Origin of the sequence: Cryobacterium sp. TMT1-2-1 (genome assembly GCF_004403955.1) — a bacterium.
GTDB classification, from domain to species: domain Bacteria; phylum Actinomycetota; class Actinomycetes; order Actinomycetales; family Microbacteriaceae; genus Cryobacterium; species Cryobacterium psychrotolerans.
In genome coordinates this window covers 1-23,502 of sequence record NZ_SOHC01000084.1, presented here as the reverse complement: position 1 = coordinate 23,502, position 23,502 = coordinate 1, and the positions used below count along the sequence as shown (strand labels likewise).

At 68.9% G+C, this 23,502-nt stretch carries 23 protein-coding genes and 1 tRNA gene; 18 read left to right on the top strand and 6 right to left on the bottom strand.

Features of this window, described 5'->3' with window-relative positions; translation table 11 throughout:
• The 4 genes from E3T33_RS15085 to E3T33_RS15070 all read right to left on the bottom strand — a co-directional run.
• Window positions 1-866: ABC transporter ATP-binding protein (locus tag E3T33_RS15085; RefSeq protein ID WP_241982977.1), on the bottom strand; the 866-nt coding region annotated here is incomplete at its 3' end.
• Complete coding sequence (locus E3T33_RS15080) at window positions 863-1,657, bottom strand: ABC transporter permease (protein WP_241982978.1); 795 nt, start codon at window positions 1,655-1,657, stop codon at window positions 863-865. The genes E3T33_RS15085 and E3T33_RS15080, both read right to left, overlap by 4 nt.
• A gap of 71 nt (window positions 1,658-1,728) precedes the next feature.
• Window positions 1,729-2,682 carry an ABC transporter permease gene (locus E3T33_RS15075; RefSeq protein ID WP_092323813.1) on the bottom strand — a complete coding sequence of 318 codons (954 nt, stop codon included), beginning with the start codon at window positions 2,680-2,682 and terminating at the stop codon, window positions 1,729-1,731.
• Window positions 2,667-4,319 (bottom strand): ABC transporter substrate-binding protein, encoded by a 1,653-nt coding sequence (locus E3T33_RS15070; protein ID WP_092323814.1) that lies wholly within the window; start codon window positions 4,317-4,319, stop codon window positions 2,667-2,669. Before E3T33_RS15070 ends, E3T33_RS15075 begins: the two co-directional genes overlap by 16 nt.
• A 105-nt stretch (window positions 4,320-4,424) precedes the next feature.
• Here E3T33_RS15070 and E3T33_RS15065 point away from each other — a divergent pair, with 105 nt between their 5' ends.
• From E3T33_RS15065 to ndk, 5 genes are all read left to right on the top strand, one after another.
• The gene (locus tag E3T33_RS15065; RefSeq protein WP_134575724.1) at window positions 4,425-5,111 is read left to right on the top strand and encodes a TetR family transcriptional regulator; all 687 of its coding nucleotides are present in this window, start codon (window positions 4,425-4,427) and stop codon (window positions 5,109-5,111) included.
• Window positions 5,112-5,353: 242 nt separating this feature from the next.
• Window positions 5,354-8,833, top strand: a complete 3,480-nt coding sequence (ileS, locus tag E3T33_RS15060) for an isoleucine--tRNA ligase (RefSeq protein ID WP_134575722.1) — start codon at window positions 5,354-5,356, stop codon at window positions 8,831-8,833.
• Window positions 8,826-10,214 carry a folylpolyglutamate synthase/dihydrofolate synthase family protein gene (locus E3T33_RS15055; RefSeq protein WP_134575720.1) on the top strand — a complete coding sequence of 463 codons (1,389 nt, stop codon included), beginning with the start codon at window positions 8,826-8,828 and terminating at the stop codon, window positions 10,212-10,214. The genes ileS and E3T33_RS15055 overlap by 8 nt, the downstream gene beginning before the upstream one ends.
• Window positions 10,211-10,585, top strand: a complete 375-nt coding sequence (locus tag E3T33_RS15050) for a DUF4233 domain-containing protein (RefSeq protein ID WP_241982976.1) — start codon at window positions 10,211-10,213, stop codon at window positions 10,583-10,585. Before E3T33_RS15055 ends, E3T33_RS15050 begins: the two co-directional genes overlap by 4 nt.
• Window positions 10,582-11,004 (top strand): nucleoside-diphosphate kinase, encoded by a 423-nt coding sequence (ndk, locus tag E3T33_RS15045; RefSeq protein WP_092323823.1) that lies wholly within the window; start codon window positions 10,582-10,584, stop codon window positions 11,002-11,004. Before E3T33_RS15050 ends, ndk begins: the two co-directional genes overlap by 4 nt.
• Window positions 11,005-11,143: 139 nt before the next feature.
• Here the strand turns inward: ndk and E3T33_RS15040 are convergent, their stop codons facing one another.
• A complete protein-coding gene (locus tag E3T33_RS15040; RefSeq protein ID WP_134575717.1) occupies window positions 11,144-11,743 on the bottom strand; it encodes a vitamin K epoxide reductase family protein in 600 nt (199 codons plus the stop codon).
• A gap of 279 nt (window positions 11,744-12,022) precedes the next feature.
• On the opposite strand from E3T33_RS15040, the gene E3T33_RS15035 reads away from it, so the two are divergent.
• Entirely contained in the window at window positions 12,023-14,728 is a 2,706-nt protein-coding gene (locus tag E3T33_RS15035) for an Rne/Rng family ribonuclease (RefSeq protein WP_134575715.1), read from the top strand.
• A gap of 51 nt (window positions 14,729-14,779) precedes the next feature.
• On the opposite strand, the gene E3T33_RS15030 is transcribed toward E3T33_RS15035, so the two are convergent.
• Window positions 14,780-15,079, bottom strand: coding sequence for a DUF4031 domain-containing protein (locus E3T33_RS15030; protein ID WP_092323827.1), 300 nt, complete (start codon window positions 15,077-15,079; stop codon window positions 14,780-14,782).
• A gap of 214 nt (window positions 15,080-15,293) precedes the next feature.
• On the opposite strand from E3T33_RS15030, the gene rplU reads away from it, so the two are divergent.
• The 12 genes from rplU (at window position 15,294) to E3T33_RS14970 (ending at window position 23,399) form a co-directional block, all read left to right on the top strand.
• Complete coding sequence (rplU, locus tag E3T33_RS15025; protein ID WP_092323829.1) at window positions 15,294-15,602, top strand: 50S ribosomal protein L21; 309 nt, start codon at window positions 15,294-15,296, stop codon at window positions 15,600-15,602.
• A gap of 19 nt (window positions 15,603-15,621) precedes the next feature.
• Complete coding sequence (gene rpmA / locus E3T33_RS15020; protein WP_092323831.1) at window positions 15,622-15,879, top strand: 50S ribosomal protein L27; 258 nt, start codon at window positions 15,622-15,624, stop codon at window positions 15,877-15,879.
• A gap of 76 nt (window positions 15,880-15,955) precedes the next feature.
• Complete coding sequence (obgE, locus tag E3T33_RS15015) at window positions 15,956-17,518, top strand: GTPase ObgE (RefSeq protein WP_092323832.1); 1,563 nt, start codon at window positions 15,956-15,958, stop codon at window positions 17,516-17,518.
• Window positions 17,515-18,321: a glutamate 5-kinase gene (gene proB / locus E3T33_RS15010; protein WP_092323834.1), complete on the top strand. Its 807-nt coding sequence runs from the start codon at window positions 17,515-17,517 to the stop codon at window positions 18,319-18,321. Before obgE ends, proB (E3T33_RS15010) begins: the two co-directional genes overlap by 4 nt.
• A gap of 56 nt (window positions 18,322-18,377) precedes the next feature.
• Window positions 18,378-19,184 (top strand): glutamate 5-kinase, encoded by an 807-nt coding sequence (gene proB, locus E3T33_RS15005; RefSeq protein WP_134575713.1) that lies wholly within the window; start codon window positions 18,378-18,380, stop codon window positions 19,182-19,184.
• A gap of 43 nt (window positions 19,185-19,227) precedes the next feature.
• Window positions 19,228-20,496 (top strand): glutamate-5-semialdehyde dehydrogenase, encoded by a 1,269-nt coding sequence (locus E3T33_RS15000; protein WP_134575711.1) that lies wholly within the window; start codon window positions 19,228-19,230, stop codon window positions 20,494-20,496.
• A gap of 61 nt (window positions 20,497-20,557) precedes the next feature.
• Window positions 20,558-20,764, top strand: a complete 207-nt coding sequence (locus tag E3T33_RS14995; protein ID WP_134575709.1) for a hypothetical protein — start codon at window positions 20,558-20,560, stop codon at window positions 20,762-20,764.
• A gap of 15 nt (window positions 20,765-20,779) precedes the next feature.
• Window positions 20,780-21,373 carry a nicotinate-nucleotide adenylyltransferase gene (gene nadD, locus E3T33_RS14990; protein ID WP_255452828.1) on the top strand — a complete coding sequence of 198 codons (594 nt, stop codon included), beginning with the start codon at window positions 20,780-20,782 and terminating at the stop codon, window positions 21,371-21,373.
• Window positions 21,370-22,296 (top strand): hypothetical protein, encoded by a 927-nt coding sequence (locus E3T33_RS14985; protein ID WP_134575707.1) that lies wholly within the window; start codon window positions 21,370-21,372, stop codon window positions 22,294-22,296. Before nadD ends, E3T33_RS14985 begins: the two co-directional genes overlap by 4 nt.
• Before the next feature lie 40 nt (window positions 22,297-22,336).
• Window positions 22,337-22,714 (top strand): ribosome silencing factor, encoded by a 378-nt coding sequence (rsfS, locus tag E3T33_RS14980; protein WP_092323841.1) that lies wholly within the window; start codon window positions 22,337-22,339, stop codon window positions 22,712-22,714.
• Between the two features lie 72 nt (window positions 22,715-22,786).
• Window positions 22,787-22,859 (top strand) — tRNA-Ala (locus E3T33_RS14975).
• A 135-nt stretch (window positions 22,860-22,994) separates the two neighbouring features.
• A complete protein-coding gene (locus E3T33_RS14970) occupies window positions 22,995-23,399 on the top strand; it encodes a YchJ family protein (protein ID WP_241977079.1) in 405 nt (134 codons plus the stop codon).
• Window positions 23,400-23,502 lie beyond the last annotated feature (103 nt).

Here is a 23,502-nt window from a genome sequence, read left to right as displayed (position 1 = left end):
GTCGCAGGCGCCGCGGGCCCGGCCGCCCTCGGCGCCGCGAGCAGCGTGCCGCGGGGCTTGCCGGCCGGAACAGCGGCGACCATCGCCCGGGTCTCGGCGTGGCGTGGGCGGCCGAGAACCTCGTGGGTCGGCCCGGTCTCGACGATGCGCCCGTTGCTCATCACCGCCACCCGATCGGCGATCCGGCTGACGACGGCGAGGTCGTGGCTGATCAGGATGAGCGCGGTGCCGCTGCGTTTGATCCGCTCGAGCAGCTCGAGGATCTGCGCCTGCACCGTGACGTCGAGCGCGGTCGTGGGCTCGTCGGCAATGAGCAGGGGTGGGTCGAGGGCGATGGCCGAGGCGATCAGCGCCCGCTGCCGCTGGCCGCCGGAGAGCTCGCCGGACCGCTGCCGGCTTCGCAGCTCACCGTCCGGCAGGCCGACGGAGTCCAGCAGTTCGAGCACGCGGCGGGATCGCTCGGCCGGCGCGAGGGTCGTGTGCAGGCGGAGCGAGTCGGCGATTTCCCGGCCGACCGGGCGCAGCGGGTCGAGGGAGGAGAGGGCATCCTGCAGTACCAACCCGACGTCTCGTCCGCGCCGGCGGCGCCAGGCCGCCTCCGACAACGCCAGCACCGACTGCCCGGCAATCGACAGTTCGTCGGCCTGCACCCGCGCGTCGGCGCCGGCGAGGCCGAGCAGGGTGCGTGCCGTGACGGACTTGCCCGACCCCGATTCACCGACGATGGCCAGGCATTCGCCGGCCGCGACCTCGAAAGAGATGCCGGACACAACGGGTTCCGCCCCGGAACGGCCGAAGCCGACGCTGAGGTTCCGCACGCGCAGGGCGGGCGGGGCGGCCGTGGGCGTCATCTGCTGCGCGCTCATGCGTGCCGCATCCGTCGTTCGATGGCCCGGCCGAGCGTGGTCGCGGTCACGGCGGTCAGCACGATGAACAGGCCGGGGAAGAAGCTCATCCACCAGGCCGAGGTGATGTAGGTGCGGCCCGCGGACAGCATCGCGCCCCATTCCGCGGCCGGCGGCTGCGCGCCGAGTCCCAGGTAGCTGAGCGCCGTCGCCCAGACGATCGCCTGGCCGACGCCGAGGGTGGCGAGCACGAGCAGGGGGGCGAGGGTGTTAGGCAGGATGTGCCGGGCCAGGATGCGCCGCGGCGTGAGCCCCTGCACGGTGGCGGCCTCGACGAAGGCGGAGGAGCGCACCTGGACGAGTTGGGCGCGAATGATGCGCGCATAGCCCGGCGCGGTGGAGAGGCCGACGGCGATGGTGGCCGTGGCCACCCCCGGGCCGTAGATCAGGATGACCAGGAGCGCCAGCAGCAGCCCGGGAAAGGCGAACAAAACCTCGAGCACGCGGTTCACCGTGAAGTCGACGAAGCCGCCGAGCATGCCGGCGAGGGTGCCGAGCAGCACGCCGAGCCCGAGGCCGATCGTCGTCGCCAGCACGCCGATCAGCAGTGAATTGCCGGTGCCGTGCACGACCCGGGTGTACAGGTCGCGCCCGGACTCATCGGTGCCGAACCAGTGCGGCAGGGACGGCGGCTGGAACGCCTGGAGAGGGTCGATGGCGAGCGGATCCCCGGGGGCGACAAGCTGCGGCATGACGGCGGAGAGCACGAGGAACAGGGCCACCGCGCCGGCCAGGCCCTCCGCCACGGCGATCCGGCGCGGGCGACGGGTCGCGCCCTGCCGCCGGGCGCCGAGGCCGAGCTCCGCCTGGAGCTCGAGGTCGCTCACCGTGCCCTCGTCCGCGGGTCGGCGATGCGGGTGGCCGCATCGGTCAGGAGCGTCATCAGGATGTAGGCGACCGCGACGACCATGACCACGCCGATGACCACCGGCACGTCGCGAACGGTCACCGCGTTCAGCAGGGTGCGGCCGAGGCCGGGCCGGGCGAAGACGGTCTCCACCACCACGGCGCCGCTGATCAGCGAGCCGAACGCCCAGCCGGACAGGCTGATCGCGGGAATCGCGGCGTGCCGGATGGCGTGGTTCCAGCGCACACCCCGGGCGCTTTCGCCCCGGGCGAGGGCGGAGAGCACGAAAGGCGACTCGAGGGCGGTGAGCAGGGGCTCGCGGATGATCTGGCCGAGGAACCCGGCCAGCGGCAGCGCGAGGGTGAGCACGGGCAGCACGAGCCCGGCCGGGCCGGGGGTGCTGATCGGCGGCAGCACGCCGAGCCAGATGCTGAACAGCACGATCAGGGCGGTGGCGAGCCAGAAATGGGGCAGGGATGCCGCGACGATTTCGAGTCCGGAGCCCACCCGTGCGGCGATCCGGCCGCCGCGGGTTGACCAGGTGGCCAGGGCGAGGGCGATGAGCCAGGCCAGGGCCAGGGCGAGCCCGGCCAGCACGAGCGTGCCGCCGAGCTGGCTGAGCACGAGCGGTCCGACGTCGAGCTTGAGCGCGTAGGAACGGCCGAGGTCGCCGCCGGCCAGCCGCCCGAGTTGCGCGAGGTACTGCACGAGGATCGGCTGGTCGAGGCCGTATTCGGCGCGCACGCTCGCCAGCGCCTCCGCCGACGCCTGCGACCCCGGGCCGCCGAGGATGGCTTCCGCGGGGTCGCCGGGGATCAGCCGGACGGCGAAGAAGGTGAGCGTCGCCACGGCCCAGAGCACGAACACGGCGCCGCCCAACCGCGCGGCCAGGCGCCGGAGGGCGGGAGTGCGCCTTACCGGCTCAGCCACGCGTCGTAGAACGTGGGAGTGGAGACGGTCGGCAGCGCGCGGGCGCCCTCGACGTCGGCTCCCAGCAGGTAGTGGTTCTGCTGGTCGTAGAGCGGCAGCACGTAGAACCCCTCGAGGATGCGGTCCTGCGCCTCGGTGTAGAGCGCCTTGCGCTTGCCGGCGTCCGACTCCCGGCCGGCCTCGGTGAGCAGTTCGTCCAGTGTGGGGTCGTTGACCTGTGCGTGGTTGGCGAAGTAGCCGCTGGGCGCCGGGGTGATGCCGTCCGAGTGGTAGAGGATCCGCAGCACGTCGGGTCCGACCTTCGTGTAGGGCGCGCTCACGGCGTCATAGTCGCCGCTGCCCAGGGCGCCGTACCAGCTGGACAGGTCCATCGGGGTGATCTTGACGTCGAAGCCGGTCTCCTTCGCGGTCGCCTGGATCTGCTCGAAGAGCGACTGCTCGGCCGGGATGGACTGGTTCGTGCTGACCGGGAAGCGCACGGTCAGGCGCTTGCCGTCTCTGGTGCGGTAGCCGTCGGCATCCGTCTCGCTCCAGCCGGCAGAGTCGAGCAGCTTACCCGCGGCCTTCGGGTCGTACTCGAAGAGCTTCGGCCGCGACACGCCGAGGGCCTCGGCGCTGGAGAGTGCCGAGGAGGAGCGCTTCGCCGTGCCCTGGAAGAGGCTGGCGACGCCGTCGTCGACGTTGGCCGAGCGGATGAACGCCTCCCGGACCTTCGGGTCGGTGAACGGTCCAGTGCCGGAGTTGAGTTCGATCCGGTTGGCTGCCCCGGGCCGGGGTGCGTCGAGGTGCTGGATCGAGTCGCCCTTGTCGGCCTGCACGATCGTGTCCGGCTGGGCGTTGTCGATCACGTCGACCTCGCCGGCCTGGAGCGCCGCGTAGCGGGACGCCGACTCGGGGATGAACCGCCAGACGATCTTCTCGAGGTAGGCGGGACCCTCGTGCCCGGCGTCGGCCGGCGGGGAGTCGTAGGTGTCGTTACGCACGAAGGTGATGGCGTCCTGCTTCACCCAGTCCTTGATCACGAACGGGCCGGTGCCGACCGGTGCGGCGCAGTTCTCCTCCATGCCGCGGGCGAGGCCTTCGGGGGACTCCATCGCCAGCCACGGCTGGGAAAGCGATTCCAGCAGGGCGCTGTCCGGTTCGGCCAGGGTCAGGCGCACGACGGTCGCCGAGACCGCCTCGGTGCCGGTGACCTTCTGCAGGGCCAGGTAGCCGGTGGACGAGCCGGTCGCCGGGTCCTGGAGGTGGGCGATATTGGCCTGCACAGCGGCCGCGTCGAAGGGGGATCCGTCGCTGAAATAGACGTCGTCCCTGAGCGTGAACTCCCAGGCCAGGCCGTCGTCGCTCTCTGACCATTCGCTGGCCAGCCACGGGATGATGGTGCCCGTCGTGTCGCGGGAGACCAGCGACTCGAGGAACTGGGTGCCGGTGAGCGCCTGCGGGTAGTTGCCGCCGACGTGGGGGTCGAGGCAGTCGGGTTCCGCGTCACCGGAGGCGTAGGTGAGGGTGCCGCCGACGACGGGCTTGCCGGTCGCGGGGGCGTCGGGTTCGGCGGTGCAGCCGGTCAGCACGAGGCCGGCGACGGCCAGGGCGGCAACGGCGACCAGTGCGCGGCGGGTGGGCGCGGGGGTGTTCATGTGCGTTGTTCTCTTTTCCCGGCCGGCTGGCGGCGGAGTGTGCAATTGTTGGACGCGGTACACAAATGAGTTGGACCGAGTCCAATCGTAGAGCACGGGAGCAGCATGCCGGATCGAACGCGCACCGAGAGCACGCGCACCGAGAGCACGCGCACCGAGAGCACGCGCACCGAGAGGACACCGGCCAGGGCCGGGCGCCCCCGCGGGTCGTCCCGGGCCATGCTCGAAGAGGCCGCAGCCGAGCTGTTCCTCGAGCAGGGGTACGCAGGAACCACCGTCGAAGACATCACCCGTCGCGCCGGAGTGAGCCGCAACACCTTCTTCAACTACTTCCCGGCCAAGAGCGACCTGCTCTGGGCCGACGTCGACGCCGGCCTCGCCGAGCTGCCTCGGGCGCTGGCCGACTGTCCGGACGGGCTCGGCGTAACGGATGCCGTGCGACACGCCCTGCACCAGGTGGCGGCCGGGTTCGGGCCGGGCCGGGTGCCGTGGGCGCTCACCCAGGCGGACCTGATGGGCACCCGCGGCGTGCTGGAGGCATCCGGTCTCTCCCGGATGATGAAGCAGGCCGACTTCGTCTCGCGCTTCGTCGCCGAGCGCGCCGGCTCAGGCACGGGGGCAGGCCGCGACCTCGCCGGCCGGTGCTTCGCGATGGCGGTGCTGGCGGCCGCGGTCGCCGCCGCGGGCGTGTGGGCGGCCGCCGGGGTGTCCCGGGGAAACCTGGCCCCGTACGTGGACGCGGGCATCGCGCCCGCCTGCGCCGGATACCGTGACGCGCTGGGCGCAGGGTAGAATTGTCCCAACGACTGTGATCCGGCCATCACCGGTGAGTCTTCGGAAGAGCGGCGGCCACCCCCGGGTGCGCGGCCGGGTAGAACCGAACGGGTCGGGCCCGTCACAGCCTCTGAACAAGCGGTCGCCCAGGTGAACCCCGGGGCGGCAAGCGAGGTGGTACCGCGGTGGACCTGTCCAGGGTCCGGCGTCCTCGTGGAACAGGCAATATTTTCCGTAACCTCGCCTCGTCCAGGAGAAGCATGACGTACCCCAAGGGTCAGAACACCAGCGGCCGGAACGCACCCGGAAGCGAACCGGGCGGCCACCGCCGCGAGCAGGCGGCCGGCGTCGTCCCGTCGCCGAGCTTCCCGCAGATCGAGACCGAGGTGCTCGCGTTCTGGGAGGCCGACGGCACCTTCCAGGCGTCGATCGACAACCGAGCGGATGCCCCCGAGTGGGTCTTCTACGACGGCCCGCCCTTCGCGAACGGCCTGCCCCACTACGGCCACCTGCTGACCGGGTACGCCAAGGACCTCTTCCCGCGCTTCCAGACCATGCGCGGCAAGCAGGTGCACCGTCGTTTCGGCTGGGACACGCACGGCCTGCCCGCCGAGCTCGAGGCCGAGCGGAAGCTCGGCATCACCGACAAGAGCGAAATCGACAAGATGGGCATCGCGGCCTTCAACAAGGTCGCCCGCGACTCCGTGCTCGAGTACACCGGCGACTGGCAGAAGTACGTCACCCGCCAGGCCCGCTGGGTCGACTTCGAGAACGACTACAAGACCCTCGACATCACCTTCATGGAGTCGGTCATCTGGGCCTTCAAGCGCCTGCACGACAAGGGCCTGGCCTATGAGGGCTACCGCGTGCTGCCCTACTGCTGGCGCGACCAGACGCCGTTGTCCAACCACGAGCTGCGCATGGACGACGACGTCTACAAGATGCGCCAGGACCAGACCGTCACGGTGACCTTCCCGCTGGTCGGCGCGAAGGCGGAGAGCCTCGGCCTCACGGCCGTGCGCGCCCTGGCCTGGACGACGACTCCGTGGACCCTGCCCACCAACCTCGCCCTCGCCGTGGGCCCGACGATCACCTACGCCGTGGTGCCGGCCGGCCCGAACGGCACCCCGGATGCCACCGTCGTGCGCGAGGACGCCTCCGCGCCGCACGCCGCCACGCCCACCGAGGTGCTCGGCGGCGAATACCTGCTGGCGATCGACCTTGTCGGAAGCTACGCGAAGGACCTCGGCTACGACACCGCGGAGGAGGCATCCGCCGCGATCTCCCGCACCGTGCTCGGCCGCGACCTCGAGGGCGTCAGCTACGACCGCCTCTTCGACCACTATGCGGATGCCGAGACCTGGGGAACCCGGAACGCCTGGCGCATCCTCGTCGCCGACTACGTCACCACCTCCGACGGCACCGGCATCGTGCACCAGGCGCCCGCCTACGGCGAGGAGGACCAGAAGATCTGCGAGGCCGCCGGCATCCCGGTGATCATCTCCCTCGACGACGGCGGAAAATTCCTGCCGGCCATCACCGAGGTGGCTGGGTTGCTCTGGTCCGACGCCAACAAGCCGCTGACCCAGATGCTCAAGGCCGAGGGGCGACTGATCCGCCAGGCCAGCTACGAGCACTCGTACCCGCACTGCTGGCGCTGCCGCAACCCGCTGATCTACAAGGCGGTGTCGAGCTGGTTCGTGCGCGTCACCGAGTTCCGGGGCCGGATGGAGGAGCTCAACCAGGACATCAACTGGGTGCCCGAGAACGTCAAGGACGGCCAGTTCGGCAAGTGGATCGGCAACGCCCGGGACTGGTCGATCAGCCGCAACCGGTACTGGGGTTCGCCCATCCCGGTCTGGAAGAGCGACAACCCCGACTACCCGCGGATCGACGTCTACGGCTCGCTCGACGAGCTCGAGGCCGACTTCGGCGTGCGCCCGACCGACCTGCACCGTCCGTACATCGACGCGCTGACCCGGCCGAACCCGGACGACCCGACCGGGAAGTCGACCATGCGCCGCATCTCCGACGTGCTCGACGTCTGGTTCGACTCTGGTTCGATGCCGTTCGCCCAGGTGCACTATCCGTTCGAGAACGCGGACTGGTTCGACAGCCACAACCCGGCCGACTTCATCGTCGAGTACATCGGGCAGACCCGCGGCTGGTTCTACACCCTGCACGTGCTCTCCACCGCGCTGTTCGACCGCCCGGCCTTCAAGAACGTCGTCAGCCACGGCATCGTGCTCGGCAATGACGGGCAGAAAATGTCCAAGTCGCTGCGCAACTACCCCGACGTGAACGAGGTGTTCGACCGGGACGGCTCGGATGCCATGCGCTGGTTCCTGATGAGCTCGTCGGTTCTGCGCGGCGGCAACCTCGTCGTCACGGAGGAGGGCATCCGCGAGGGCGTGCGCCAGGTGATGCTGCCGCTGTGGAACACCTGGTACTTCTTCTCCCTCTACGCCAATGCGTCGGGGCCGGACGGCTACGAGGCGACCTGGCGCACGGATTCCACCGATGTGCTCGACCGGTACCTGCTGGCGAAGACCCGCGACCTGATCGAGCAGGTCACGGCCGACCTCGAGGCGCTGGACAGCACGCAGGCCGCGGCCACGCTGCGCGACTTCACCGACGTGCTGACGAACTGGTACGTGCGGCGCTCGCGCGACCGGTTCTGGGCGGGCGCGTCGGTTCCGGGCGGGGCGGTCTCGACAGGCACGACCACCACGACCAGCGCGAACGACGCGTTCGACACGCTCTTCACCGTGCTCGAGACGGTCACCCGCGTCGCGGCACCCCTGCTGCCGCTCGTGTCCGAGCGCATCTGGCAGGGGCTCACCGGGGGGCGCAGCGTCCACCTCGAAGACTGGCCGGATGCCGCATCTTTCCCGGCCGACCACGAACTGGTCGCCGTGATGGACCAGGTGCGGGCGATCAGCTCCACGGTGCTCTCCCTGCGCAAGCAGGCGGGGCTGCGCGTGCGCTTGCCGCTGGCGAACCTGACCGTGGTCACCTCGAACACGGCCGCACTGGCCGCCTACGAGGGAATCCTGCGCGACGAACTGAACGTGAAGTCGATCAGCCTGGTCGAACTCGCCGACGACAGCGCCGGCGCCTACGGGATCACCTCGAAGCTCACCGTCAACTCCCGGACGGCCGGACCGCGCCTCGGCAAGCGCGTGCAGCAGGTCATCCAGGCCGCCCGCGCGGGCGACTGGAGTGAGACCGACGGCACCGTCACGGCCGGCGGAATCGAACTGGTGGCCGGGGAATACGAGCTGGCACTGGCGGCCGGCGCGTCGGGCGAAGGCTCCGGCGACACCGCCCTCGCCCTGCTCGCGGGCGGCGGCTTCGCGCTGCTCGACACGGCGACGACCCCCGAACTCGACGCGGAAGGATTCGCGCGCGACATCATCCGGGCCGTTCAGGACACCCGGAAGTCCGCCGGGTTCCAGGTGAGCGACCGCATCCGCCTCGACCTCGTGTTCTCCGACGAGCACGACGCCGCATCCTTTGGGCTGGCTTCGGGAGTCGACGTGGCGGGGGAGACCCTGGCCACCCGGCTTGCGACGCACCGGGCAACATCCGACGACGCCGGCACCCTTCCCTCCGAGTGGCTCGAAGGCCTCACGGGGGCGCCGGTCGAACACTATGCGCGCTTCGACGCAGGGCGCTACGCCAATCGTGGCCTCGTGCTCGTGGCCGTCGCCCGGGAGAAGGGAATCACCCATGCCTGACCGCAACTCTGACCGAAACGACGACGCCGACGGCGCCTGGCGCGAAGCCGGGGATGCCGTGCTCACGGCGCTGCTCGGACGCGTCGGTGAAGCCGCCCCGCAGCCGAGACTGGCGCCCACCAGGCGCGCGGTCGAGTTGCTGGGCGACCCGCAGAACGCGTATCCGATCATCCACGTCACCGGCACGAACGGGAAGACGAGCACGAGCCGGATCGCCGAGAGCATCCTGCGTGCCTACGGACTCCGCACCGGCCTGCTCACCAGCCCGCACCTGGTGCGGCTCAACGAGCGCATCATGATCGACGGCGAGCCGATCAGCGACGAGGACCTGGCCGCCAACTGGGCCGACATCCAGCCGTACCTGCAGATGGTCGACGCAGAACTGGTCACCGACGGCGAGGAGCCGCTGACGTTCTTCGAGGCGCTCACCGTGCTGGCTTTCGCCTGCTTCGCCGATGCGCCCGTGGATGTCGCGGTGATCGAGGTCGGAATGGGCGGCGAGTGGGATTCCACCAACGTCGCCTTCGGCCAGGTGGCCGTGTTCACGCCGATTGCGCTCGACCACACCGCGCGCCTCGGCGGCACCGTCGCCGAGATCGCCCGCACGAAGTCCGGGATCATCAAGCCGGCTGCCAACGTCGTCACGGCGAAGCAGGGCGACGAGGCGCAGGCCGAGCTCGAGCGGGCCGTCGAACTCACCGAATCGACGCTGGCCGGCGAGGGCGCGGAGTTCGCGCTGCTCAGCAGCCAGGTGGCCGTCGGCGGGCAGCTCATCTCGGTGCGCGGCCTGGCCGACACCTACACGGACCTCTTCCTGCCGATGTACGGCACCCACCAGGCCCAGAACGCCGCCGTCGCCATCGCCGCCGTCGAATCGTTCCTCGGGGCGGGCACGCGGCCGCTCGTGAACGACCTCGTGGCCGAGGGGCTGGCCACGGCCACGTCGCCCGGCCGGCTGCAGCTGGCGGGCGTCGAGCCCACCGTCCTGGTCGACGCGGCGCACAACCCGCACGGCGCGACGGCGCTCGCCGCTGCGCTCGCGGCCTACTTCGACTTCGACGAGATCGTTGCCGTGGTCGGCATCCTGGCCGACAAGGACGCGCACGGCATCATCGAAGCCCTGCGCCCCCAGGTGGCCCGGTTCCACGTGACCCGCTCGCATTCGGAGCGCGCCGTGGGCGTGGACGACCTCGCCGACAAGGTCGCCGACTGGGCGGGCGACGACGTCACCTTCCGGTTCGACGACCTCACCTCGGCGCTCGACGGCGCCCGGGAGTGGGCCGGGGAGGCGCCGCGCCGCGCCGTCATCGTGACCGGTTCGATCACCCTCGTCGGCGAGGCCCTCGCCCTCGCGGACGCCCGGGAATGGATGAAACAGTGAGCGCGGCCCGCGCCGCCCGCTCGGCCCGAGAGGCCGGGCCCCGGTCGGTCAGGCGCACCCTGGCCTCGATCGTGCTGGGTTTCGAAGTCTTCGTCGTCGGACTCGCCGCGCTCGTCATGTTCGGCCTGGGCCAGCTGCCGCCGGCCGTCGCGCTGGGCGGGGGAGCGGCACTCTGCCTCGCGATGGTCGCCCTGATCGCCCTGCTGCGTTACAGCTGGGCCTACCCGCTCGGCTGGGTGCTCCAGGCCGGCCTCGTCGCCACCGGATTCCTCAACCCGGCAATGTTTTTTGTCGGAGCAATGTTCGCCGCCATGTGGGCATACTGCATGATCATCGGCACCAAACTAGATCACCAGAAGGAGATCGCATGAGCACCCAGGTCGAAGAAACCCTCGTATTGATCAAGCCGGACGGCGTTGCCCGCAACCTCACCGGCGAGATCCTGCGCCGGATCGAGGCGAAGGGCTACTCGCTCGTCGACATGAAGCTGGTGCAGGCCGAGCGCAGCCTGCTCGCCGAGCACTACGCCGAGCACGAGGGCAAGCCGTTCTACGAGCCGCTGATCGAGTTCATGGAGAGCGGCCCCATCGTCGCCTTCCGCATCGCCGGCAACCGGGTGATCGAGGGCTTCCGCGCCCTGGCCGGTACGACGGATCCCACGACCGCCGCGCCGGGGACGATCCGCGGCGACCTCGGCCGCGACTGGGGAGTCAAGGTGCAGCAGAACCTCGTGCACGGTTCCGACTCGCCCGAGTCCGCCACCGCCGAACTGGCCCTCTGGTTCGACTAGCCGCACTTCGACGAGCACATCTTCGCCTCACCCCCCTCGCCGAACTGTGAGTTTGGCACCTTCCCGGAGCCCGGGAAGGTGCCAAACTCACAGTTCGGCGGAGTTTGTGGGCGTGTTCGAGGGCGGGGTCCCGGCGCTCTTAGAGGCGGTTGAGGACGTCCATCTGGAGCTGGGCGATGATGGCGACCGCGATGAAGCAGCCGAGGGTGATCAGGGGGACCCAGGCGTAGGCGACGGATGCGACCCGGCGCACGGATTCCAGGGCCGGGATGCTCCCCGTCTTCAGGTTGTAGAACGTCACCGCGAGGAACGCCGGGATGGTGACGGCCCAGGTGACCATGCACCACGGGCACAGGATGTCGAGCACGAAGATGCTCTGCGCGATCAGCCAGATCACCAGGGCGATCGCGCCGGTTATCCCCACGTTCAGCCCGATCCAGAACCACCGGGCCAGGCGGGCGCCGGCGAGGATGGCTGCGCCAATCGTGATCACGACGCTCCAGCCCATGACCCCGATGAGCGAGTTCGGGAAGCCGAAGATGTTGCCCTGCGGCGAGGAGAGGTTTGTGGCGCAGCCGATCAGCACGCTGAAGCTGCAGCTCAGCTGCGCGTTCGGGTCGGCCAGGAGATGGAGCTTGTCCAGGGTCAGGGTGAACGCCGCCGCGAGGCCGATCACCCCGGCAAGAATAAGGAAGACGGCGAGCCCCGTGGGGCGGGCGGGAGACTCGAGGCGGGGCATCCTCGGATTATGTCACGTGGCTCTGCACGCGATCTGAAGAATGCATGCGATAATCGAACGAGTCGCTCGAGCCGCGCTCGGACAGACGCACAGAAGCTTAATGGGCGGTAAACGCCCAGATTCATTGGTCCCACGACCAAAGGTATTAGCAGCCAGAGCCACGGGCCGGCTGCGGAACAACAAGGATTCGCGGGGGTTTCGCGCAGGCGCAGCCCTCGCCGAGAGAGCAAACCGGATGGGTGGCGCGGTCGCCCGGATCGGTCAAGGAGCGCACCAGTAATGGTGGAAGACAAAGAAATCAAGAAGCGCAAGGGCCTCTTCGGCACTCGCAAAACGTCCCGCAGGGCCTCGTCGGCTGTGACTCCCGCCGCCCAGCCGGATGGTCCGAGCACCCCCACGGACGCACCGGTGGCAACGCCTACCGACGCCCCGATCGACGAAGCGCGCACCGACGCGACGCAGAAGCCTGTGACGGAGCGAAAGCCAGTGACGAAGACATCGACCTCCGCCGAAGACGGCCAGGCCCCGGTAACAGCAACGGAAGCGCCCACGGCCGAGGAAACGTCCGGGGCCGCCCCGGCCGAGAAGGCCATGCTCGCAGTGGAGCCGATCGGGCGTCGGCCGTCGCTCTCGCTCCTGTTCCAGGCGCCGGAGATCGTGCCGCTGCCGGCCCGCACGCCGTCCCGACAGGACACCCGCCAGGACGACCGCACCGGTACGCGCCAGGATGAGGACGAAGACGAAGAGACCTCGACGGTTCGCCGACGCGCCCGCCGTCGTTCGGGCGACGAAGGTCGCTCCGGTTCCAATGACCCCGCGAACACCGTCGTCAAGGTTCGCGTCCCGCGTGAGCCGGAGCTGATCACCGAGCCGCAGCGCATCAAGGGCTCGACCCGGCTGGAAGCGAAGAAGCAGCGCCGCCGTGACGGCCGGGATGCCGGTCGCCGCCGTCCCGTGATCACCGAGGCCGAGTTCCTCGCGCGCCGCGAATCCGTCGACCGCGCCATGGTCGTGCGCGCCAAGCACAACAAGATCCAGATCGGCGTGCTCGAAGACGGCGTGCTCGTGGAGCACTACGTCGCCAAGAACCAGGACGCCTCGCTGATCGGCAACGTGTACCTCGGCAAGGTGCAGAACGTGCTTCCGAGCATGGAGGCCGCCTTCGTCGACATCGGACGCGGCCGGAACGCCGTGCTCTACTCCGGTGAGGTCGACTGGGAAGCCGCCGCAGAGAACTCCGGAAACAGCGGCCAGGCGCGGCGGATCGAGCTCGCGCTCAAGCCCGGCGACAAGGTGCTCGTGCAGGTGACCAAGGACCCGATCGGCCACAAGGGCGCACGCCTGACCAGCCAGGTTTCGCTGCCGGGCCGTTACCTCGTCTACGTGCCCAACGGCTCGATGAACGGGATCAGCCGCAAGCTGCCGGACACCGAGCGCGCCCGGCTGAAGAAGATCCTCAAGGAAGTTCTCCCCGACAACGTGGGTGTCATCGTGCGCACCGCGGCCGAGGGCGCCACCGACGAACAGCTCACGCTCGACGTCAACCGGCTCACCTCGCAGTGGGCATCCATCGCCAAGCAGGTCGACTCGGTCCAGGCCCCGGCCCTGCTGCACAGCGAGCCGGACCTGCTGATCAAGATCGTCCGGGATGTCTTCAACGAGGACTTCCACAAGATGGTCATCGCCGGCGAGGACTCCCGCGAGACCATCGAGGCCTACCTCCGCCAGGTTGCTCCCGACCTGGTCGAGCGCGTGCAGAAGTACGAGGGTGACGTCGATGTGTTCGACGAATACCGCATCTCGGAGCAGATCGAGAAGGCGCTCGACCGCAAGGTCTGGCTGCCGTCCGGCGGTTCGCTCGTGATCGACCGCACCGAGGCCATGACCGTCGTCGACGTCAACACCGGCAAGTTCGTCGGCTCGGGCGGAAACCTCGAAGAGACCGTCACCAAGAACAACCTCGAAGCGGCCGAAGAAATCGTTCGCCAGCTCCGGCTGCGCGACATCGGCGGCATCATCGTCGTCGACTTCATCGACATGGTGCTCGAGACCAACCGCGACCTCGTGCTGCGTCGCATGGTCGAATGCCTCAGCCGCGACCGCACCAAGCACCAGGTCGCCGAGGTCACCTCGCTCGGCCTGGTGCAGATGACGCGCAAGAAGCTCGGCCTCGGCCTCCTGGAATCGTTCAGCGAGAACTGTGAAGCCTGCGCCGGACGCGGGATCATCGTGCACCACGATCCCGTCGTGAAGCACCGCCAGACCGCGCAGCCCGCCCAGGAGCGCCGCCCGCGCAGCAAGTCCGGCGGCAATGGCGACGGGGGCGGCCGCGACAATGGCGGCCGGGACAACGGCGGCCGCGACAGCCACCGCGACAACCGTGGCGGCAACGGCGGAGGTTCACAGCAGTCCGACACGGCCAAGGCCGGCAACGGCACCCACGGAATCACCGAGGACGCCAAGCACGCCCTCGCCCTGATCGCCGCGCGCACCATCGCCCGCCCGGTCACGGAGTCCATCCCGGTCATCACCGAGACGCCCGAGGCTGCGGCGTCGACGGATGCTGCTGTGACGACTGCTGCCGTGACGGATGCTGCTCCGAAGGGCGCCGCTCTGCCCGAGGCCCAGGCGCCCGAGGCTGTTCCTGCGGCCGAGTCGGCGCCGCGCCGGTCGCGTCGCTCCTCGTCCCGAGGAACGTCCGCCCCGACAGCGGCCCCGACAGCGGCCCCGACAGCGGCAGCGGCCGAGGCGGAGCCACAGGCCAGCGGAGCGGTCGCCATTCTCGACATCCCGGTCAAGAAGACGACGCGCACCCGGCGCACGGTGAGCAAGCAGGTCACCGACCAGATGCTGGACTCCGTGCTCGAATCCCTTCCCGAGCCCAAGCAGCCCGGCCAGGGGCGTTCGCGCAGCCGCCGGGTGACGACCGCCGGGGGATCAACGTCGGCCGCGCAGCCGATAGTCGTTCCCGACTCCGGCAAGTAACACAGGCAACACCCAAGCGAATAGGCAGCGCGCCCCGGCCGGGCACGCTGCCTATTCGTCTGCCCGCTTCTGCCGCGCCTTCTTCGCCGCCCGGTCGCGGCCGCTCACCCGAAGTCCGCTCGCGTGGAGCCGGGTGACGAGCTCACGATTGCCCACCGGGAGGGCGCCGGCGGCCACCAGGTCGTCGTAGCGCGCGGCCGGGACGTCGTAGTGGTCCAGGTCGAATCCGCGGCGGGGGATGGCATTGGCGGCCGCGAACGCATGCAGTTCCGCCAGCGAGCTGTCGCTCACCAGGTGGGACCAGAGCATGCCGTGTGCCGGCCACGCCGGCTGGTCGATCAACACGGTCATTCCCAAAGTGTACGGAACCGAGTGAACAGGCCCCATCCCGGTTTGACCGGGGGTGGAGGATCAGCTAAAGTTGACCGTTGGTGTGCGATGGGCCTGAGCCCGCGCGATTGCCAAGGTTTTCTGGTGGTGAGCGGCCGATTTGGCCGGTTCGCCCCCAGTAACTTTCCATCATAGGAAATTGGGCCTCACGGCTCCCCAGAGATAGGTACGTAAAGTGGTTTACGCAGTTGTGCGCGCCGGAGGGCGGCAGGAGAAGGTAGAGGTCGGGACCATCGTCACGATGGACCGAATCAAGGCTGACAAGGACGGCAACGTCGAGCTGGCCGCCGTGCTTCTCGTCGACGGCGACAAGATCACCTCTGACTCGACGTCGCTGGCCAAGGTCAAGGTCACTGCCGAGGTCCTCAACGACCTCCGCGGCCCGAAGATCGTCATCCAGAAGTTCAAGAACAAGACCGGGTACAAGAAGCGTCAGGGGCACCGTCAGGAGCTCACGCGCGTCCAGGTCACCGGCATCGCCTAAGGCCTGAGGAGAAGAACAGATGGCACATAAAAAGGGTGCGAGTTCCACTCGCAACGGTCGCGATTCCAACGCTCAGCGCCTCGGCGTGAAGCGCTTCGGAGGTCAGGTTGTCAGCGCGGGCGAGATCATCGTTCGCCAGCGCGGCACGCACTTCCACCCCGGCGTCAACGTCGGCCGCGGCGGAGACGACACTCTCTTCGCCCTCGAAGCCGGCTCCGTCCAGTTCGGGGCAAAGGGTGGCCGCAAGGTCGTCAACATCGTGGTGGCTGCCGAGTAGGCATCCACAATTTTTGAACGTGAGGGCGGGCTTCGGCTCGCCCTTACGTGTTTCAGCCCCACTTGAAAGGTTTTCCATGGCTACATTCGTCGACCACGTCACGCTGCATTTGCGAGCTGGCCACGGAGGACACGGCTGTGTTTCCGTCAAGCGGGAGAAGTTCAAGCCCCTCGCCGGGCCCGACGGCGGCAACGGCGGCAGCGGCGGCGACCTCGTGCTCGTCGCCGACCCGAACGTGACGACCCTGCTCGGCTACCACCGCTCGCCCCACCGCTCGTCTGACAACGGTGGCCCCGGCATGGGCGACCACCGCAACGGCCACGCCGGTGAGCTGCGCGAGCTCGCCGTGCCGCTCGGCACCGTGGTCAAGGACATGGAGGGCAACGAACTCGCCGACATGACCGAACCCGGGATGCGTCTCGTCGTGGCCCCTGGCGGCCAGGGCGGGCTGGGCAACGCTGCCCTCGCCTCCACCAAGCGCAAGGCCCCCGGCTTCGCGCTCCTCGGCACACTCGGCTGGGAGGGCGACGTCCAGCTTGTGCTCAAGACCGTGGCGGATGTCGCGCTCGTCGGCTACCCGTCGGCCGGCAAGTCGAGCCTGATTGCGGCCATCTCGGCCGCGCGCCCCAAGATCGCCGACTACCCCTTCACCACCCTGCACCCGAACCTCGGCGTCGTCGACGCCGGCGAGGTGCGCTACACCGTCGCCGACGTCCCCGGCCTGATCGAAGGCGCCAGCGAGGGAAAGGGCCTCGGCCTCGAGTTCCTGCGCCACGTCGAGCGTTGCACCGCGCTGCTGCACGTGCTCGACTGCGCCACGCTCGACCCGGGCCGCGACCCGCTGAGCGACCTCGACATCATTCTCGGCGAACTCGCGGCCTACCCGGTTCCCGACGGCCAGCTGCCCCTGCTCGACCGTCCCCAGCTGGTGGCCCTCAACAAGATCGACGTGCCGGAGGCCCGCGAGCTGGCCGAGTTCGTGCGCGCCGACCTGGAAGCCCGCGGCTACCGCGTCTTCGAGATCTCCACGGTCACCCACGAAGGCCTCCGTCAGCTCAACTACGCCCTGGCCGAAACGGTCGAAGCCGGCCGTGTTGCACGCGCCGCAATCGAGGCGAAAAAGCCGCGCATCGTCATCCGTCCGAAGACCGTGGACGACAGCGGCTTCGTCGTGCGCGTCGAGGGTGGATCCTTCGGCAATATCTACCGCATCCTGGGCACCAAGCCAGAGCGTTGGGTGCAGCAGACCGACTTCAAGAACGACGAGGCCATCGGCTTCCTCGCCGACCGGCTGGCCAAGCTGGGCATCGAGAACGAACTGTTTAAGGCCGGCGCCGTCGCCGGGTCGACCGTCATCATCGGCCCCGGTAACGGTGTCGTCTTCGACTGGGAGCCCACGCTCACCTCGACCGCCGAGCTCATCACCGCCCCGCGTGGCACGGACACGCGCCTCGACGACAGCAAGCGACGCACAAGCAACGAGCGCCGTGAAGAGTACTTCGGGCGCATGGACGCCAAGGCCGCGGCCAGGGCCGAGCTCATCCGCGAACGCGAAGCCGGCATGTGGTCCACCGGCGAGGAGGAATTCAACGGTCCCTCGGATTCCGCTTCCGCCGAACAGAAGACGGAAACTGAATGACCGTCTTATCGCGCGACCAGGCCGCTGTCGCCAAGCGCATCGTCTTGAAGGTCGGCTCCTCGTCCATCACCGGCGACAACGCCGACCAGATCAACCGGCTCGTGGACGCCCTGGCGGAGGCGCACGGGCGCGGCACCGAGGTCGTGCTCATCTCCTCCGGCGCGGTCGCCGCGGGGATGCCGTTCCTGGAGCTCGAGGAGCGGCCCGCGGATGTGGCCACCCAGCAGGCCGCGGCATCCGTGGGCCAGAATGTGCTCATCTACCGCTTCCAGGAAAGCCTGGACCGGTACGGGATCGCGGCCGGCACGGTGCTGCTGACGGAGGGCGATGTGCTCACCGAGCCGCACAAAAGCAACACCCGTCGCGCCCTGGACCGCCTGCTCGACCTGCGCATCCTGCCCATCGTCAACGAAAACGACACGGTGGCCGTCTACGGCCTGCGCTTCGGGAGCAACGATCGCCTCGCGGCCCTCGTCGCGACGCTGATCCATGCCGATCTGCTGATCATGCTGAGCGACGTCGACGCGCTCTACACGAAGCCGCCGCACCTTCCGGGTGCGGAGAAGCTCGTCTTCATCTCGGCGGATGACCCGCTCGACGGCTTCGAATTCGGAGCCGGCGGCCCCAGCGGGGTCGGCACGGGAGGCGCGAGCACCAAGGTGGTGGCGGCGCGGATCGCGACGAAGGCCGGAACAGCCGTCCTGGTGACCTCCACCGAACTGGCCGCGGAGGCACTTCGCGGCGAGCCCGTGGGAACCTGGTTCGAAGCTGCCGTGAGGCCGCACGGCTACTCGCTCCTATAGGCTCGTTTTGGCGACGCGGACCGCACCCGGTGGGCCCGCAGGGAAGGCTCGGTCACGTGAACAGGCTTGCGCGCGGCGACATCTCATCCGCGGTACGGATCGTGGTGAAGGTCGGCTCGTCGTCGATCAGTGGCGCAAACGCCGGGCAGATCGCACCGCTCGTGGACGCCATCGCGGAAGCGCACGGCCGCGGCACCGAGGTCGTGCTCGTGTCCTCCGGCGCCATCGCGATCGGGATGCCCTACCTGCACCTCGATGAGCGGCCGACTGACCTCGCCACCCAGCAGGCGGCGGCATCCGTCGGCCAGAACCTGCTCATCTTCCGCTACCAGGACAGCCTCGACCGGTACGACATCGTCGCCGGCCAGGTACTCCTGACGGCGGGCGACCTCGAAAACCCCGCTCACCGCAGCAACGCGCGGCGTGCCATGGACCGCCTGCTCGCCCTGCGCATCCTGCCGATCGTGAACGAGAACGACACGGTCGCCACCCACGAGATCCGGTTCGGCGACAACGACCGTCTTGCGGCGATGGTGGCGACGCTGATCCAGGCGGACCTGCTCGTGCTGCTCAGTGATGTCGACGCGCTGTACACGAAACCGCCGCACCTGCCCGGAGCCGAGCGGATCGACCACATCGCCGCCGGCGAGGCGCTGGCGGGAATGGAATTCGGAACGGCCACGGGTTCGGGGGTCGGAACCGGGGGAGCGAGCACCAAGGTGTCGGCGGCCCGGATCGCGGCGGATGCCGGGACGGCGGTGCTCGTGACGGCGACCGGGCTCGTCGCCGAGGCGCTCCGCGGCGACCATGTCGGCACCTGGTTCGAGCCGGCGGCCTCTCCGAGCGGGCACCCGCTCCCGTAAACGGCCCGCTCGCGTACGCCGCACGCTCCCGTAAACTGGGGGGATGTCCCAGTCGCAGCAGCCCGTCGCACCCCTCACGCCCACGCTTGAAGCGGCCCGGAGCGCGTCGCTCGCGCTCGCATCCGCACCGTCCGAGGTGAAGAACCGCGCACTCGGTGCGATTGCCGCGGCGCTGCGGGGGAGCGTTGACGAGATCATCGCAGCCAACCGACGTGACCTGGCCGCCGGTGCGGACAACGGACTGACCTCGGGTCTGCTGGACCGGCTCGCCCTCGACGCCGCCCGGATCGAAGCCCTGGCCCAGGCCGTGCTGCAGATCGTCAGCCTGACCGACCCGGTCGGCGAGGTCGTGCGCGGCAGCAGCCTGCCCAACGGCATCAAGATCAGCCAGGTACGCGTGCCGTTCGGCGTCGTCGGAGTCATCTACGAAGCGCGTCCCAACGTCACCGTTGATCTCGCCGCGCTGGCGATCAAGAGCGGCAACGCGGTCGTCCTGCGCGGTGGATCGGCGGCGGAGAACAGCAACCGGGTGCTCGTCGGGCTGATCCAGGCGGCGATTGCGTCCGCCGGCCTGCCCGCCGAGTCGGTGCAGACCATCGACCCGTTCGGCCGGGCCGGCGCCACGGAACTGATGCAGGCCCGCGGCTACGTGGACGTGCTCATCCCGCGGGGGAGCGCGAGCCTGATCAACGCCGTCGTCACCCAGTCGAAGGTGCCCGTGATCGAGACCGGAGCCGGCGTCGTGCACGTGTTCCTGGACGAGAGCGCCGACGCGCAGTGGGCGATCGACATTGTGCACAATTCCAAGGTCCACCGCCCGAGCGTGTGCAACGCCCTCGAGACCCTCCTGGTGCACAAGAACGCCGCCGAGCGGCTGCTGCCGGACGTGCTGGCCCGGCTGACGGCATCCGGTGTGACGATCCACGGAGATGCCCGCACGCGGGAGCTGTACCCGGATTCCGTGCCTGCGACGGAGGACGACTGGTCGGCCGAGTACATGAGCCTCGACATCGCGGTGAAGGTGGTCGACTCCCTCGACGCGGCCATCGACCACATTCGCCGCTACTCGACGGGGCACACCGAATCGATCGTCACGAACGACGTGGTCAACGCCGAGCGGTTCCTGAACGAGGTGGACTCCGCCGCGGTGATGGTCAACACATCCACCCGCTTCACCGACGGCGGGGAATTCGGCTTCGGGGCCGAGGTGGGCATCTCGACCCAGAAGCTGCACGCGCGCGGTCCGATGGGACTGCCGGAGCTCACCAGTACGAAGTGGATTGTGCGCGGCACAGGCCAGGTGCGGGCGTAGGCCCCACTAGAATGAGTGCGACGGCGGGGGCCCCGCCGTTGTGCCTTGAATGGAGAACCTCATGTCGTTTGTGACCGCAGTGCTGGCCGAGATCGAGCACGTCGCCCTGCCCATGCCGACCCTGATGTACGGCGCCATCGCCCTCGTCGTGTTCTTCGCCCTCGGCTTGCTCGTGTGGACCTACCGCGACGTCGCCAACCGCCACCAGACGAAGGCGGATGCCTATGCCGCCGCGCACGGCGGAGCTCGCAGCCACGACGGTCACTGACCCATCGACCACCCCGTGGCTTCGCGTCGCCCCCGCATCGGCGTGATGGGCGGAACCTTCGACCCGATCCACCACGGGCACCTGGTCGCGGCCAGCGAGGTCGCCCAGAGCTTCGACCTCGACGAAGTCATTTTCGTGCCCACCGGCCAGCCGTGGCAGAAGCACGACGTGTCCAAGGCCGAGCACCGGTACCTGATGACGGTGATCGCCACGGCGTCGAATCCTCGATTCACCGTGAGCCGCGTCGACATCGACCGCTCGGGGCCCACCTACACGATCGACACCCTGCGGGATATCCACGCCGAACGGCCGGATGCCGAACTGTTCTTCATCACCGGTGCCGACGCGATCCAGCAGATCCTCGGCTGGAAAGACGTGCGGGAACTCTGGAATCTGGCTCACTTCGTGGCTGTGAGTCGACCGGGACATGAACTGAGCATTTCAGGATTGCCGGACCAGGACGTAAGCTTACTGGAGGTTCCGGCTCTGGCCATCTCGTCCACTGATTGCCGGGAACGCGTGAACCGGGGCTTCCCGGTCTGGTATCTGGTCCCCGACGGGGTTGTCCAGTACATCTCAAAGCATCATCTGTATCGGAGTGTGGCATGACGTTGGGTAACAGTCCCCAGCCTCCGCTGACCCGCCGCCAGGAACGCGAATTAGCGCGCCAGCAGGGGTTGCTGTCGACCGCGGACGACCTTCGGCTTTCGGCCGGCGACCCGGCTCCCGACGTCGAGTCCGACGTTTCGGCTGCCGACGTCAAGCCCGCCGACGTCAAGCCCGCCGACGTCAAGCCCGCGGCCGTCAAGCCGGACGTCGTCGCGGAATCCGTTCCCGTGTCGGCCTTCGCTCCCCGGGGCGTAGAAAAGGTTCCCGCCGAGAAGGCGACGTCCACCAAGCGCCAGGCTCCCGAGCGCACGCTCACCCGACGCCAGTTGCGTGCCATCAAGGCCGCCGAGTCGGGCGAGCCGGAAGCAACGGAGGGCGAGGACGTTTCCCCCGACGCGGAGACCCACACGACGGGAGGGCTCAACCCGCCCGTCGGCCACTGGTCGCTCGACCGCGGTGACGACCACACACCCACCGTCGACGAGGGCCAGACATTCGACCAGTTCATGTCCCGAGGAACCGGCGGAAGCGGCAGCCCGACCACGACGAGCGCGCTCATCCTGCCGTCGATCCCGTTGCAGGGTTCGAGTTCCGGGCCCCTCACGAGCACGGGTGAGATCCTCATCACCGGTTCGTACGACCTTCCCCGCAGCCTCGGCTCGACCGGTCACCACCCCGGCAACTTCGATTCCTCGGACATGGATCAGTCCGACGATCACGACGACGCGGGCGGCTACAACTCCACCGTTGCGCCCGTGAGCGCCAGCAGGGCCGTCAGTACGCACGCGTCGAACCGCGGCCTCGTGGCCCCGCCGCAGAAGAGCGGCAACTCCCTCCCGACCGTGCTCGCGATCACCGCGGCCGTACTGGCCGTCGGCGTGCTCGCGCTCTTCGTGCTCGGCTACGTCTTCAACATTTTCTAATGCCAACCATGTCGACTTCACACACCCAGGGACTCATTCGATGACCGCTTCTGCCCACGCTCTCGAGCTCCTCAAGGTGGCCGCAGCCGCCGCCGACTCGAAGGCCGGGGAGGACATCGTCGCTATCGACGTCTCCAGCCCCCTGCCGCTGACCGATATCTTCCTCATCGTCACCGGTCGTTCGGAGCGCAACGTCGTTGCGATCGCCGGAGAGATCGAAGACAAGCTCATCGAGGCCGGCTTCAAGCCGCTGCGTCGTGAAGGACGCGCCGAGGGCCGGTGGATCCTCGTCGACTTCGGCGACCTCGTGGTGCACGTCTTCCACGAGGAAGAACGCCAGTACTACTCCCTCGAACGCCTGTGGAAGGACTGCCCGGTCATCCCGATCGAGCTCCCCACTCGCGAGTCCGCCGAGTAGCGCTGGTTCGCGAGAGGCTCTCGCGTGTAGTAGCCTAGACAAGTTGTTTCGGAGCAGTCCGAAACACAATCCGGGTCCGTGGCGCAGCTGGTAGCGCACCTGCATGGCATGCAGGGGGTCAGGGGTTCGAATCCCCTCGGATCCACCGAGCACAACGAAAAGCCCCAACTTTGGTTGGGGCTTTTTTCGTTCCACCGGCATCCGTTGTGGTTTCGGTTCACATTCTTTTCGGATTACTTTCGGTTTCTTTCCCCGGGGTCGACGGTCGATAATTGGGCCTGTGCCCTCGCCCCAGGTTTCTTCCACGCTGCCCCGGCGGTGCCCCTGCCTGAGCGGGCTGACCTACGCCGAGTGCTGTGGACCTCTCCATGCCGGGCAGGGATCCGCGCCGACAGCCGAACGCCTGATGCGCTCCCGCTACTCGGCGTTCGCCGTGGGCGACACCGAGTACCTGTTGGCGACCTGGCACCCCGCCACTCGCCCCGAATCCCTCGAACTCGATGCCGACATGCAGTGGGTGCGGCTCGACATCCTGAGGACGGTCCGTGGCGGACCGCTGGATACCGACGGGGTGGTGGAGTTCGCGGCACACTACCGGCTGGACGGACAGCGAGCCCAGCAGCACGAGACCAGCCGATTCCTGAAGGTCGACCGCCGCTGGTTCTACCTCGACTCCCTGGGCTGAGCCGCGGGCGTCAGAACGGGGGTGGCGGGTCGATCCGGGTGGCCGGTTCGGTCGTGTACTCCCGGCCGGCGGGCGAGGTCCAGGTGAGCGTGCCGTCCCTGGC